At 72.6% G+C, this 13,976-nt stretch carries 11 protein-coding genes; 6 read left to right on the plus strand and 5 right to left on the minus strand.

Translation table 11 applies throughout. The annotated features are described in order from the left end of the window. Nucleotides 1–210 precede the first annotated feature (210 nt). Together gltB and ACFY8W_RS15735 are read left to right on the plus strand one after the other, a co-directional pair. Nucleotides 211–4,788, plus strand: a complete 4,578-nt coding sequence (gene gltB, locus ACFY8W_RS15730; RefSeq protein WP_391105077.1) for a glutamate synthase large subunit — start codon at nt 211–213, stop codon at nt 4,786–4,788. Further along, entirely contained in the window at nt 4,781–6,241 is a 1,461-nt protein-coding gene (locus tag ACFY8W_RS15735; protein ID WP_391105079.1) for a glutamate synthase small subunit, read from the plus strand. Before gltB ends, ACFY8W_RS15735 begins: the two co-directional genes overlap by 8 nt. Before the next feature lie 236 nt (nt 6,242–6,477). Here ACFY8W_RS15735 and ACFY8W_RS15740 read toward each other — a convergent pair whose 3' ends face one another. Genes ACFY8W_RS15740 through ACFY8W_RS15750 form a run of 3 tightly spaced genes read right to left on the minus strand, consistent with a single transcriptional unit; the run spans nt 6,478 to nt 9,202 of the window. Beyond that, on the minus strand, nt 6,478–7,356 hold the full coding sequence (locus tag ACFY8W_RS15740; protein WP_391105081.1) for an alpha/beta hydrolase fold domain-containing protein: 879 nt from the start codon (nt 7,354–7,356) through the stop codon (nt 6,478–6,480). Beyond that, a complete protein-coding gene (locus ACFY8W_RS15745; protein ID WP_391105083.1) occupies nt 7,353–8,078 on the minus strand; it encodes a glucose 1-dehydrogenase in 726 nt (241 codons plus the stop codon). The genes ACFY8W_RS15740 and ACFY8W_RS15745 overlap by 4 nt, the downstream gene beginning before the upstream one ends. Continuing rightward, nucleotides 8,075–9,202 (minus strand): LLM class flavin-dependent oxidoreductase, encoded by a 1,128-nt coding sequence (locus tag ACFY8W_RS15750; protein ID WP_391105084.1) that lies wholly within the window; start codon nt 9,200–9,202, stop codon nt 8,075–8,077. Before ACFY8W_RS15750 ends, ACFY8W_RS15745 begins: the two co-directional genes overlap by 4 nt. 117 nt (nt 9,203–9,319) lie before the next feature. Here ACFY8W_RS15750 and ACFY8W_RS15755 point away from each other — a divergent pair, with 117 nt between their 5' ends. The 4 genes from ACFY8W_RS15755 to ACFY8W_RS15770 all read left to right on the plus strand — a co-directional run bounded on the left by ACFY8W_RS15755 (nt 9,320) and on the right by ACFY8W_RS15770 (nt 11,759). Then, on the plus strand, nt 9,320–9,946 hold the full coding sequence (locus ACFY8W_RS15755) for a helix-turn-helix transcriptional regulator (RefSeq protein ID WP_391105086.1): 627 nt from the start codon (nt 9,320–9,322) through the stop codon (nt 9,944–9,946). Then, nucleotides 9,937–10,656, plus strand: a complete 720-nt coding sequence (locus ACFY8W_RS15760; RefSeq protein ID WP_391105088.1) for a VWA domain-containing protein — start codon at nt 9,937–9,939, stop codon at nt 10,654–10,656. Before ACFY8W_RS15755 ends, ACFY8W_RS15760 begins: the two co-directional genes overlap by 10 nt. A 67-nt stretch (nt 10,657–10,723) precedes the next feature. After that, a complete protein-coding gene (locus ACFY8W_RS15765; RefSeq protein ID WP_391105090.1) occupies nt 10,724–11,113 on the plus strand; it encodes a VOC family protein in 390 nt (129 codons plus the stop codon). 118 nt (nt 11,114–11,231) lie between these two features. Then, nucleotides 11,232–11,759 carry a pyridoxamine 5'-phosphate oxidase family protein gene (locus ACFY8W_RS15770; RefSeq protein WP_391105092.1) on the plus strand — a complete coding sequence of 176 codons (528 nt, stop codon included), beginning with the start codon at nt 11,232–11,234 and terminating at the stop codon, nt 11,757–11,759. Between the two features lie 18 nt (nt 11,760–11,777). Here ACFY8W_RS15770 and ACFY8W_RS15775 read toward each other — a convergent pair whose 3' ends face one another. Further along, entirely contained in the window at nt 11,778–12,764 is a 987-nt protein-coding gene (locus ACFY8W_RS15775) for an acyl-CoA dehydrogenase family protein (RefSeq protein WP_391105094.1), read from the minus strand. After that, nucleotides 12,764–13,936, minus strand: coding sequence for an acyl-CoA dehydrogenase family protein (locus ACFY8W_RS15780; protein ID WP_391105096.1), 1,173 nt, complete (start codon nt 13,934–13,936; stop codon nt 12,764–12,766). The genes ACFY8W_RS15775 and ACFY8W_RS15780 overlap by 1 nt, the downstream gene beginning before the upstream one ends. Nucleotides 13,937–13,976: the final 40 nt, after the last annotated feature.

Here is a 13,976-nt window from a genome sequence, read left to right on the forward strand (position 1 = left end):
AATCCTCGCTCCGTCCCCTACGGGAACGCCGTAGTTCCCGTGTCTCACAGCTGAACCACCCGCCACCGCCCGTATCGGCGGTGTCCGCATGCTGGAATGCGCTATCCACTTTCCGAGAAGCCAGCCATCATGTAACCTGCACGAAATTTCGCGGAGGGCCAACGTCGTCCCTCGGCTGCTGCATATGCCACGACGACGACGGGAGAGCCGATGCGTTCCGACGCCTGGTCGCCCATGGACGGTCGCCCCGCCCCGCAGGGGATGTACGACCCCCGTAACGAACACGACGCCTGTGGTGTCGGGTTCGTGGCCACCCTCACCGGTGTTGCCAGCCACGCGCTGGTCGAGCAGGCGCTGACCGTACTGCGCAACCTCGAGCACCGCGGCGCCACCGGCTCCGAGCCCGACTCCGGTGACGGTGCCGGCATCCTGCTCCAGGTCCCGGACGCCTTCCTCCGCGAGGTCACCGACTTCGAGCTCCCCGAGGCCGGCTCCTACGCCGTCGGCATCGCCTTCCTCCCCGCAGACGGCTCCGCACAGGCCGTCTCGCGGATCGAGACGCTGGCGTCCGAGGAGGGTCTGACCGTCCTCGGCTGGCGCGAGGTCCCCGTCGCTCCCGAGCTGCTCGGCGCCTCCGCCCGCGCCACCATGCCGGTGTTCAGCCAGCTGTTCGTGGCGGACGCCGACGGCCAGGCCGCCGGCATCGCCCTCGACCGCAAGGCCTTCGTCCTGCGCAAGCGCGCCGAGCGCGAGGCGGGCACCTACTTCCCGTCGCTCTCCGCCCGCACCATCGTCTACAAGGGCATGCTGACCACCGGCCAGCTCGAGCCCTTCTTCCCGGACCTGTCGGACCGCCGCTGCGCCACCGCCGTGGCCCTGGTCCACTCCCGGTTCTCCACCAACACCTTCCCGAGCTGGCCGCTCGCCCACCCGTACCGCTTCGTCGCGCACAACGGCGAGATCAACACGGTCAAGGGCAACCGCAACTGGATGACCGCCCGCGAGGCCCAGCTCGCCGGCGACGTCTTCGGCACCGGTGCCGACGGCCGGGGCATCGAGCGGATCTTCCCGGTCTGTACGCCGGACGCCTCCGACTCCGCCTCCTTCGACGAGGTGCTCGAGCTGCTCCACCTCGGCGGGCGTTCCCTCCCGCACGCGGTCCTGATGATGGTCCCCGAGGCGTGGGAGAACCACGACTCCATGGACCCGGCCCGCCGCGCCTTCTACCAGTACCACTCCACCCTGATGGAGCCCTGGGACGGCCCGGCCTGCGTCACCTTCACCGACGGCGTCCAGGTCGGCGCGGTGCTCGACCGCAACGGTCTGCGCCCCGGCCGCTACTGGGTCACCGACGAGGGCCTCGTCGTCCTCTCCTCCGAGGTCGGCGTCCTCGACATCGACCCCGCCAAGGTCGTCCGCAAGGGCCGCCTGCAGCCCGGCAAGATGTTCCTCGTCGACACCGCCGAGCACCGCATCATCGAGGACGACGAGATCAAGGCCGCCCTCGCCGCCGAGCAGCCGTACGCGGAGTGGCTCGAGACCGGCGAGATCGAGCTCTCCGACCTCCCCGAGCGCGAGCACATCGTGCACACCCACGCCTCGGTCACCCGCCGCCAGCAGACCTTCGGCTACACCGAGGAAGAGCTCCGCGTCATCCTCGCCCCGATGGCCCGCTCCGGCGCCGAGCCGATCGGCTCCATGGGCACGGACTCGCCGATCGCGGCCCTGTCCGAGCGCCCGCGGCTGCTCTTCGACTACTTCACCCAGCTGTTCGCGCAGGTCACCAACCCGCCGCTGGACGCCATCCGCGAGGAGCTCGTGACGAGCCTCCGCTCCTCGCTCGGCCCCGGCAGCGACCTGCTCGACCCCACCGCCGCGTCGTGCCGCAGCGTCACGCTGCCCTTCCCGGTGATCGACAACGACGAGCTGGCCAAGCTCATCCACATCAACGCCGACGGCGACATGCCGGGCATGAAGGCCGTGACCCTCTCCGGCCTCTACCGGGTCACCGGCGGCGGCGACGCGCTCGCCGCCCGCATCGAGGAGATCTGCGCCGAGGCCGACGCGGCGATCGAGGGCGGCGCCCGCCTGATCGTCCTGTCCGACCGGCACTCCGACGCCGAGCACGCGCCGATCCCGTCGCTGCTGCTCACCGCGGCCGTCCACCACCACCTCATCCGCACCAAGCAGCGCACCAAGGTGGGTCTGCTGGTCGAGGCCGGTGACGTCCGCGAGGTCCACCACGTGGCCCTCCTCATCGGCTACGGCGCCGCCGCCGTCAACCCGTACCTGGCGATGGAGTCCGTCGAGGACCTGGTCCGGGCCGGCACCTTCATCACGGACATCGAGCCCGAGCAGGCCATCCGGAACCTGATCTACGCCCTCGGCAAGGGCGTCCTCAAGGTCATGTCCAAGATGGGCATCTCCACCGTCGCCTCCTACCGCGGCGCCCAGGTCTTCGAGGCCGTCGGCCTCGACACGGCCTTCGTCGAGAAGTACTTCAACGGCACCGCCACCAAGATCGGCGGCGCCGGCCTCGACGTCGTCGCGAAGGAGGTCGCCGCCCGCCACGCCAAGGCGTACCCGGCCACCGGCGTCCCCTCGGCGCACCGCGCCCTGGACATCGGCGGCGAGTACCAGTGGCGCCGCGAGGGCGAGCCGCACCTGTTCGACCCGGAGACCGTCTTCCGCCTGCAGCACGCCACGCGCTCCAAGCGGTACGACATCTTCAAGAAGTACACGGAGCGGGTGAACGAGCAGTCCGAGCGGCTGATGACGCTGCGCGGTCTGTTCGGCTTCACCTCCGACCGCCCCTCGATCCCCGTCGACGAGGTCGAGCCGGTCTCCGAGATCGTCAAGCGCTTCTCCACCGGCGCCATGTCGTACGGCTCCATCTCGCGCGAGGCCCACGAGACCCTCGCCATCGCCATGAACCAGCTGGGCGGCAAGTCCAACACCGGTGAGGGCGGCGAGGACCCGGACCGCCTGTACGACCCGGAGCGCCGCTCCGCGATCAAGCAGGTCGCCTCCGGCCGCTTCGGCGTCACCAGCGAGTACCTGGTCAACGCGGACGACATCCAGATCAAGATGGCCCAGGGCGCCAAGCCCGGCGAGGGCGGCCAGCTGCCCGGCCACAAGGTGTACCCGTGGGTCGCCAAGACGCGTCACTCGACGCCCGGCGTGGGCCTGATCTCCCCGCCGCCGCACCACGACATCTACTCCATCGAGGACCTGGCCCAGCTGATCCACGACCTCAAGAACGCCAACCCGGTCGCCCGCATCCACGTGAAGCTGGTCTCCGAGGTCGGCGTCGGCACGGTCGCCGCCGGTGTGTCCAAGGCCCACGCGGACGTCGTCCTCATCTCCGGCCACGACGGCGGTACGGGCGCCTCGCCGCTGACCTCGCTGAAGCACGCGGGCGGCCCCTGGGAGCTGGGTCTCGCCGAGACCCAGCAGACCCTGCTGCTCAACGGGCTGCGGGACCGGATCGTCGTCCAGACCGACGGCCAGCTGAAGACCGGCCGTGACGTCGTCATCGCCGCGCTGCTCGGCGCCGAGGAGTTCGGTTTCGCGACCGCGCCGCTCGTCGTCTCCGGCTGCGTCATGATGCGCGTCTGCCACCTGGACACCTGCCCCGTCGGCATCGCCACGCAGAACCCGGTCCTGCGCGACCGCTTCTCCGGCAAGGCCGAGTACGTCGTCAACTTCTTCGAGTTCATCGCCGAAGAGGTCCGCGAGCTCCTCGCCGAGCTGGGCTTCCGCACGCTGGAGGAGGCGGTCGGCCACGCCGAGCTGCTCGACACCAGCCGCGCCGTCTCCCACTGGAAGGCGCAGGGCCTGGACCTGGAGCCGCTCTTCCACGTTCCCGAGCTGCCCGAGGGCGCGGTCCGCCACGCCCTGGTCGAGCAGGACCACGGGCTGGAGAAGGCCCTCGACAACGAGCTGATCGAGCTCGCCGCCGAGGCCCTGGGCGCCGAGTCCGCCGAGGCCGCCCAGCCGGTGCGCGCGCAGGTCCCGATCCGGAACATCAACCGGACCGTCGGCACCATGCTCGGCCACCAGGTGACGAAGAAGTTCGGTGGCGCGGGCCTGCCGGCCGACACCATCGACATCACCTTCACGGGCTCCGCGGGCCAGTCCTTCGGCGCCTTCCTGCCGGCCGGTGTCACGCTCCGCCTGGAGGGCGACGCCAACGACTACGTCGGCAAGGGCCTCTCGGGCGGCCGGGTGATCGTCCGCCCGGACCGCGGCGCCGACCACCTGGCCGAGTACTCCACCATCGCGGGCAACACCATCGCGTACGGCGCGACCGGCGGCGAGCTGTTCCTGCGCGGCCGCACCGGCGAGCGCTTCTGCGTCCGCAACTCCGGCGCCCTGGTCGTCTCGGAGGGCGTGGGCGACCACGGCTGCGAGTACATGACCGGCGGCACGGCGGTCGTCCTCGGCGAGACCGGACGCAACTTCGCGGCCGGCATGTCCGGCGGCGTCGCCTACGTGATCGACCTCGACCGGGACAACGTCAACTCCGGCAACCTGGAGGCGGTCGAGGCCCTGTCGGACACCGACCGCGAGTGGCTGCACGATGTCGTGCGCCGCCACCAGGAGGAGACCGGCTCCACCGTGGCCGAGAAGCTCCTCGCCGACTGGGACGCGGCGGTGAGCCGCTTCAGCAAGATCATCCCGACCACGTACAAGGCAGTGCTCGCCGCCAAGGACGCCGCTGAGCTCGCCGGTCTCTCCGAGGCCGAGACCACCGAGAAGATGATGGAGGCGGCGACCCATGGCTGACCCGAAGGGCTTCCTGACCACCGGGCGTGAGGTCGCCAAGACCCGGCCCGTGGGCGAGCGCGTCAAGGACTGGAACGAGGTCTACGTCCCCGGCTCCCTGCTGCCGATCATCAGCAAGCAGGCCGGCCGCTGCATGGACTGCGGCATCCCGTTCTGCCACAACGGCTGCCCGCTGGGGAACCTGATCCCCGAGTGGAACGACTACGCCTACCGCGAGGACTGGTCGGCCGCGTCCGAGCGCCTCCACGCCACGAACAACTTCCCGGAGTTCACCGGCCGCCTGTGCCCGGCTCCGTGCGAGGCCGCGTGCGTGCTCGGCATCAACCAGCCGGCCGTCACCATCAAGAACGTCGAGGTCTCGATCATCGACAAGGCCTGGGACGGCGGCGACGTCAGGCCCCAGGCGCCGGAGCGCCTGTCCGGCAAGACCGTCGCGGTGATCGGCTCCGGCCCGGCGGGTCTCGCCGCCGCGCAGCAGCTGACCCGGGCCGGCCACACCGTGGTCGTGTACGAGCGGGCCGACCGCATCGGCGGTCTGCTGCGCTACGGCATCCCCGAGTTCAAGATGGAGAAGCGGCACATCAACCGCCGCATCGAGCAGATGCGCGCGGAGGGCACCAAGTTCCGCACCGGCATCGAGGTCGGCCGCGACGTCACCGCCACCGACCTGCGCAAGCGGTTCGACGCGGTCGTGATCGCCGCCGGCGCCACCACCGCCCGCGACCTGCCCGTGCCGGGCCGCGAGCTCAAGGGCGTCCACCAGGCGATGGAGTACCTGCCGCTCGCCAACAAGGTCGTCGAGGGCGACTTCGTCACCCCGCCGATCACCGCCGAGGGCAAGCACGTCGTCGTCATCGGCGGCGGCGACACCGGCGCGGACTGCGTCGGCACGGCGCACCGCCAGGGCGCGGCCTCGGTCACGCAGCTGGAGATCATGCCGCGGCCGGGCGAGGAGCGGAACGCCAACCAGCCCTGGCCGACCTTCCCGATGCTCTACAAGGTCACGTCCGCGCACGAGGAGGGCGGCGAGCGGGTCTACTCCGTCTCCACCACCCACTTCGAGGGCGACGAGGACGGCAACGTCCAGTTCCTGCACCTGGTCGAGGTCGAGTTCGTCGACGGCAAGCTGACCCAGAAGCCGGGCACCGAGCGGAGGATCCCCGCCCAGCTGGTCACGCTCGCCATGGGCTTCACCGGCACGGACGTGGAGAACGGCCTGGTCGCCCAGTTTGGTCTGGACCTCGACGAGCGGGGTAACATCGCGCGTGACGCGGACTTCGCCACCAATGTCGATGGCGTCTTCGTCGCCGGTGACGCCGGCCGCGGTCAGTCGCTGATCGTCTGGGCCATCGCGGAGGGCCGTTCGGCAGCCCGCGGCGTGGACCGCCACCTGACGGGCGCCAGCTCCCTGCCGGCCCCGATCCGCCCGACGGACCGTGCACTGACGGTCTGATCCGCCGGATCACCCCTCATCCGTCCCGTACAACGACGTACGGAACTGAGCGCGGCGCTTGCCCCACTGTCCCCGACCTGGACGACTGGGCGAGCGCCGCGGTGCGTGCGCCCGAGGTCCGCGATCCTCTGTGGTGGGCCGGGGTGGTGGCCGCGCCCGCGCGTACGGTTTCCGCTGTGGTGCGGCGCGGGTCGGTGGGGGCCGGCGGTTCTCGGGGGTACGTGAGGAGACCCGGCCTACGGCAGGGCGAGCGTGGACAGCCAGGCCGCGGCGCCGTCCAGCGCCTCGGCCGCCTCCGGGAGCAGGCCGAGGCCGCCCAGGAAGCCGTGGAACACACCGGTGTGCAACCGCACCTGGGCGGTGACGCCCGCGGAGGACAGCCGGCGGGCCCAGGCCAGGCCCTCGTCGCGCAGCGGGTCGCAGTCGGCGAGGACGATCAGGGCCGGGGGCAGGCCCGCGAGGTCGTCCGCCAGGCCGGGCGAGGCGGCGACCGGGTCGCCTCCGGGGCCCAGGTACTGCTCCCAGTACCAGCGCATATGGGCCGTGGTGTGGAAGAAGCCCGTCGCGTACGTGCGTGCCGACTCCCCGTCGAGGCGGTGGTCCAGGACCGGGTAGACGAGGAGCTGGCCCGCGACGGCCGGGCCGGCGTGGTCGCGGGCGCGCAGGGCCGCCGCCGCGGCGAGGCTGCCGCCGCTGGAGTCGCCGGCCACGACGAGCGGGCGTCCGGGATACCGGGCCGCCGCCCACTCCAGGACCGTGTACACGTCGTCCTCGGCCGCCGGGAAGCGGTGCTCGGGGGCGCGGCGGTAGTCGACGGAGAGCACGGTGGCGCCGGTGCGGGCGGCCAGCGCGCGGCAGAGGCGGTCGTGGGTGTCGAGGTCGCACAGGACCCAGCCGCCGCCGTGCGCGAAGACGACGACCGGGCCGGCCTGCCCTTCGTACACGCGGACCGGGACGCCGCGCGCCTCCGTGTCCACGGAGCCCGCCGGGAGTTCGCCGAGGTGCGCCCGGGCCGCCGCCCGGAAGACCGCCGGGTCCGCCCCGGGGCGGGGGAAGGCGGCCGCCATCGCGTCGCACAGGGCGCGGGCCGCCGGGGTCAAGGGGTCGGTCGTCATGCGGTGAGGCCTCCGTCCACGGTGAACTCGGCGCCCGTCACGTACGAGGCCGCGTCCGAGAGCAGGAAGGCGACCAGTTCGCCGACCTCCCGCGGCCGGCCCATGCGGCCGAGCGGTACGTGCGACCAGTCCCGGTCCGTGACCGCCGCCGTCATCGGGGTGTCGACGGCGCCCGGGTGGACCGTGTTGACGCGGACGCCGTACGGCGCGAGGTCGCGGGCCGCCGAGCGGCTGAGCCCGCGGAGCCCGAACTTGCCCGCGCCGTAGGCGGCGTGCCCGGGGATGCCTGCCAGGCCGGCCGTCGACGAGACGTTCACGATCGAGGCCCCGTCCGAGGCGCACAGCGCCGGCAGCGCCGCCTGCATGCCGAGGAAGGGGCCCAGCAGGTTGACCCTGAGGAGGAGTTCGAAGTTCTCGTACGTCTCCGAACCCACGGGCGCGGTCCGCCACAGGGCCGCGTTGTTGACCAGGCCGTCCAGCCGGCCGTGGGTGGCGAGGGCGCTCCCGACGACCGTCTTCCAGTCCTCGGCCGAGGTCACGTCGTGCCGGACGAACAGGGCCTCCGCGCCCAGCTCCGCCGCGACCGCCCGGCCCTCCTCCTCCCGTACGTCGGTGAGGAGCACCCGCGCCCCGGCCTCCACCAGGAGCCGTGCCTCGGCGGCGCCCTGACCGCGGGCCGCGCCGGTGACGATCACGACCTTGTCCGCGAGTCCCGGGCTCACGACGCCGCCTTCGGCGTGCGGAAGCGCGGGATGACCTTCTCGCCCCACTGGCGGATGGTCTCCATACAGACCTCCTGCGGCACGGTGCCCATCTGGATCAGGCACATCACCTCGTCGACGCCGATCCGCCGCAGCCGCTCGACGTAGGCGACGGCGGTGTCGGCGTCGCCGTAGGCGTGGTCGGTGTTGTACGTGCCGGTGTCGACGGGCCTGGCGGGGATGTCCGCCTCGTGGAGGCGGGCGACCAGCTCGTCGCGTTCGCGGGCCAGGGCGCCGACGTGGTCCTCGTCCTCCGCGTATCCGGTGGGCGCGGGCGCGCCGCCGTACCAGTGGGCGATCGACTCGGCGAAGAAGCGCTGTCCGCGGGTGCCGAGCCGCAGCGCGCGGGCCGCGTCGTCCAGGACGATCGTCGGGCAGAGCGCCGAGAAGTGGTCGTTGACCTCGGTGGAGACGAGCCGCGAGCCGTCGCGCACGGCGATGGCCTCGTCGTACACCCGGCGCATCGCGCGGACGTCGTCGGCGCCGGCGAAGCCCATCACCAGGGCGCCGATGCCGAGTTCGGCCGCGACCTTGAGGGTGTCGTGCCTGGAGCAGGCCATGAAGAGCGGCGGGTGCGGTGCCTGCACGGGGCGGGGCAGGACCGTGCCGGGGCCGATGTCGAGCGAGCCGTGCCACTCGAACTCCTCCTCGCGCCAGGCCGAGGCGAAGATCCGCAGCGCCTCCTCCGTCTGCGGCTGCGTGTCGTCGGGGCAGACCCCGAACATCCGCATCTCCTGCCTGGTCGCGCCGCGTCCGGCGCCGACGTCGACCCGGCCGCCGGAGAGGACGTCGAGCATGGCGGCGCGCTCGGCCACCCGCACCGGGTGCTGGTAGCCGAAGGGCATGGTGACGACGCCGTGGCCGATCCGGATGGTCCTGGTCCGGGCGGCGACCCAGGTCAGGAAGATCTCGGACGCGCTCATGTGGGCGTACTGGGTGAGGGAGTGGTGCTCGACCGCCCAGATCCGGTCGAAGCCCATCTCCTCGGCGTAGACGGCCTGTTCGACGCAGTCGTGGAGGACCTGGCGTTCGCGTTCGGGGGTGGGGTCGACGAGCTGTGCTTCGAAGATCATCGAGAACTTCACGGGGAGCTCCTCCCGGTGCCGACCGGCGTGGCTGCCGACGGCCGCCGACGTGTATGCCTAATCGAAATGCTTCTAGCAGGCATAGGAAGGAGAGGGAAGGGCCGTAAACTGCCGTCCGTGGTGGACGAAGAGGGCGTGCCGGGGCTTCCCGCGACCAGCTGGGCGGTGCTCGGACTGCTGTCCTTCGGACGGGAGTTGTCCGGCTACGACCTGAAGAAGTGGTCGGACCGGTCACTGGGCCTCTTCTACTGGAGCCCGTCGTTCAGCCAGATCTACGGCGAGCTCAAGCGCCTGGAGAAGGCCGGGTACGCGAGCTCGCGGCTGGTCGCGCCGGACGTCGGCACCCGGGACAAGCGGGTCTACCGCATCACCGACGAGGGCCTCGCCGCCGTGCGCGCCTGGGCCCGCACCGCGCCGCTCGACCCGCCCGTCCTCAAGCACGGGCCGATGCTGCGGCTCTGGCTCGGCCACCTGCTGGAACCCGAGCGGATGCGGGAGATCCTGGCCGGGCACCGCGAGTTCGCCGAGACCATGCGGCAGCGCGCCGAGGAGGACGCCGAGGGCGCCAGGGCCGACGAGGCCTGGGCCTACCCCACGCTCACCCTCAAGTGGGCCGAGCGGTACTACGCAGCCGAGCGCGACCTCGCCGACGCCATGCTCGCCGACATCGAGGAGCTGGAGGCGGAGCGCGAGCGGCGGCGGGGCGCCGAAGGCACGAAGGAGGGGGACCGTCCGTGGCTCTGAGCCTGCGCAAGGTCGAGGAGGCGGCGCCCGCGCTGGTCGACCTGTACAAGAAGGCGGGGGATTCGCTCCGCCGGCACGGGATCGACGGGCAGCGGCTCGCCGTCTACCTCGTCGTCGACTACTCCGGCTCCATGAAGCCGTACTACGCCGACGGCACCGTGCAGGCCCTCGCCGACCGCGTGCTCGGGCTCTCGGCGCAGCTCGACGACGACGGCCGGGTGCCGGTGGTGTTCTTCTCCACCGACGTCGACGCGGAGACCGAGATCGTGCTCGGCGAGCACGAGGGGCGGATCGACCGGATCGTGGCCGGACTCGGCCACATGGGGAAGACCAGCTACCACCTGGCCATGGACGCGGTCATCGACCACTACCTCGACAGCGGGTCGACCGCGCCCGCCCTCGTCGTCTTCCAGACCGACGGCGGACCGATCAACAAGCTCGCCGCCGAGCGGTACGTCTGCAAGGCGGCCCGGCTGCCGGTCTTCTGGCAGTTCGTCGGCTTCGGCGACCCGGGCAGCCGGCAGTTCGAGTTCCTGCGCCGGCTCGACGAGCTGGCGGTGCCGGCGAAACGGCCGGTCGACAACTCCGGGTTCTTCCACGCCGGGAAGGACCCGCGGCGGGTCCGGGACGAGGAGCTGTACGACCGGCTGGTCGCCGACCTTCCCGCCTGGCTCGCCGCCGCCCGCGCCCAGGGCATCGTCCGGGGCTGAGCCGGACGGCCGTGACGCGGGATCAAACCACTCGTCAGGAGGGTTCGCGGCGGGCGATAGTGACCGCATGACTTCCCTCGTGCGACACGTCACCATCGACTGTTCCGATGCCTACGCCCTCGCCTCGTTCTGGGCCGGGGTCCTGGACTCCAGGGTCTCCGAAGACGACAAGCCCGGCGACCCGGAGGCGCTGGTCGAGACGCCCGGGGCCGGCCTGCTCTTCATCCGGGTCCCGGAGAAGAAGTCGGTGAAGAACCGGGTCCACCTGGACCTCCAGCCGCAGGACCGCACCCGCGACGAGGAGGTCGAGCGACTGATCGCGCTCGGCGCCACGCTCTTCGACGACCAGCGCCGGCCCGACGGCACGGGCTGGGTGGTCCTCCAGGACCCGGAGGGCAACGAGTTCTGCGTCGAGCGCAGCAAGGCCGAGCGCGCCGCCACCCCCGCGCAGGCGTAGGGCCCGTCCGGCGGATCACGGCCGGGTCCGGGGCGTATCCGACCCTGATCCGCCGGCCAGGCCCTGGTCCGGAGTAATCCGGACAGAAGATGTCGGGTTTCCGGTGTTCCCTGGAACCATGGGAACCACCGGAACCACCCCGACCGCCGTCACCTGGTCCGACTTCGAGGCCGTCGAACCCGAGCTCGCCGCCACCGTGCGCGAGCGCTTCGGCCAGTACACCCACCACGCCCTCGCCACCCTGCGCAAGGACGGCTCGCCGCGGCTCAGCGGCATCGAGGCCGACTTCCGGGCCGGTGAGCTGTGGCTCGGCATGATGCCCAACTCGCTCAAGGCCCGTGACGTGCGGCGCGACCCGCGCTTCTCGCTGCTCGCCAACCCGGGCGAGGGCACGAGCATGGGCGGCGGCGACGTCCGCGTCTCCGGGCGGGCGGTCGAGGTCACCGACCCGCGGAAGCTGGACTGGTACGCGACCGAGGTCGGCATGCCGATGCCGTTCCATGTCTTCCGGGTCGAGCTCACGGAGGTCGTCCGGACGTACGTCGACGGCGAGGAGATCGTCCTGCGCACCTGGTCCCCGGGGCGCGGGGTGCGCACGCTCCGGCGCGGCAACGACGACAGCCCGCCGCGCGAGGACGCCCCCTAGCGGGGCGCCGGACAGGCCCTAGCGGGGCGCCGCGAGCACCTGCGCCCGGCACCAGGACGGCGTGCCCCAGGCGTCGCGCAGGGGGCGGGCCTTGCGCAGCCACAGGGAGAGGTCCAGTTCCTCGGTGTAGCCGACGGCGCCGTGGATCTGGAGGGCGGTCGCGGCCGCCGTGTGCGCCGCCTCGCCGGACGCCACCTTGGCCGCCGCGAGATCGCCGCTCGCGAAGGTGAGCGCCGCTCCGAACAGCAGGGGCCCGGCGAACTCCAGGCCGATCAGGGTGTCCGCGAGCCGGTGTTTCACCGCCTGGAACGAGCCGATCACCGTGCCGAACTGGGTGCGCTGCTTCGCGTACGCCACCGTCCGGTCCAGCAGCGCGAGGCCGACGCCGAGGGACTGGGCGGCCGTCGCGAGCAGCGCCCACTTCCGGGCGTGCCGCGCCGCGGCGGCCACGGCGGGCCCGGCCGCCAGCAGCTCGCCGCCCGGCGCGGGCCGCGCCAGCCGTCGTACCGGATCGGCGGACACGTGGACGTCCTCGTGCCCGGGAGCGAGCCGCAGCTCCTCGCCGTCGACGGCGAACACCAGGTCGGCGGTGTCGGGATCGAGCGCGTACGGCGAGACGCCGGCCATCGCGAGCGTCGCCACCGTGCTCCCGGACACGAGTCCCGGCAGCAGCCGCTTCGCGGGGGCCGGCTCGCCCAGGACCGCGAGCTCGGCGAGCAGCGCGGTCGCCGCTACCGTCTCCACCAGCGGGCCCGGGACGGCGTGCCGGCCCGACTCCACCAGGGCGTGCGCGAGTTCGACGGGCAGCGGGCCCATCCCCTCGTACGCCTCGGGCGCCGCGAGCGCGAAGACGCCGGCCCCGCCGAGCCGCCCCCACAGGGCGCGCCCGGGGCCCGGGTCGCCGGCCGCCCAGGCCCGTACCGCCGTGGGAGCGGCCGCCGCGGTCAGCATCGCGTCGAGGGAGCGCGCGAAGTCGCGCTGTTCGTCGGTCGGCAGGAAACGCATCAGCGGCGGCCCTTCGGGAGGCCGAGCAGGCGCTCGGCGATGATGTCGCGCTGGATCTCGTTGGTGCCCGCGTAGATCGGTCCCGCGAGCGAGAAGACATGGCCCTCGGCCCACTCGGTGTCCGCCCGCTCGCCGTCCGGGCCGAGCAGGTCGAGCGCGGTCTCGTGCAGGGCGATGTCGTACGTCGACCAGAACACCTTGTTGAGGCTGGACTCGGCACCCACGGCCCTGCCGGCCCCGGCGGCTTCGCCCGCCGCGAGGCGGGAGGCGCCGGCCGCCGTGAACAGCTGGTAGGCGCGCGCCCCGATCACCGCGTCCGCGACCCGGTCGCGCAGCGCGGTGTCGCCCTCGTCCGCCCGCTCCCGCCACAGCCGTACGAGCCGGTCGGCGGCGGCCAGGAAGCGGCCGGGCGAGCGGAGGGTGAGGCCCCGCTCGTTGCCGGTGGTGGACATGGCGATCCGCCAGCCCTGGCCCGGCTCGCCGATGACGTCCTCGTCCGGTACGAACACCTCGTCCAGGAACAGCTCGGCGAAGGCCGGCCGGCCGTCGAGCCGTCCGATGGGCCGCACCGTCACGCCGGGGGCGCGGAGGTCGAACATCAGGTACGTCAGGCCCCGGTGCGGGCGGCCCTCCGCCGCCGGCGCCGGGTCGGTGCGGAAGATGCCGAAGGCCCGGTCGGCGAAGGCGGCCCGCGAGGACCAGGTCTTCTGCCCGGACAGCAGCCAGCCGCCCTCGGTGCGCGCCGCGCGCGAGGTGAGCGAGGCGAGGTCGGAACCCGCCTCGGGCTCGGACCAGGCCTGCGCCCAGATCGTCGCGCCGGTCGCCATGGACGGCAGGACGCGGGCCCGCTGTTCCTCGGTGGCGTGCTCGAAGAGGGTGGGCGCGAGCAGGTGGATGCCGTTCTGGGAGACCCGGCCGGGCGCGCCCGCCGCGTAGTACTCCTCCTCGAAGACCAGCCAGCGGAAGATGTCCACGCCGCGGCCGCCGTAGCGCTCGGGCCAGGAGACCACCGACCAGCGGCCGGCGGCGAGTTCGGCCTCCCAGGCGCGGTGGGCGGCGAAGCCCTCCTCGGTCTCCAGGGACGGCAGCGGCCGGGCGGGCACGTGGTCGCGCAGCCAGGCGCGGGCCTCGGCCCGGAACTCCTCCGTGTCCGCGTCGTGGGTGAGGTCCATCAGGCGTTCGCCTCCGTACGGACGGCATCGTCGGACAAGG

The organism is Streptomyces sp. NPDC012637, assembly GCF_042954805.1.
Taxonomy (GTDB): Bacteria; Actinomycetota; Actinomycetes; order Streptomycetales; family Streptomycetaceae; genus Streptomyces.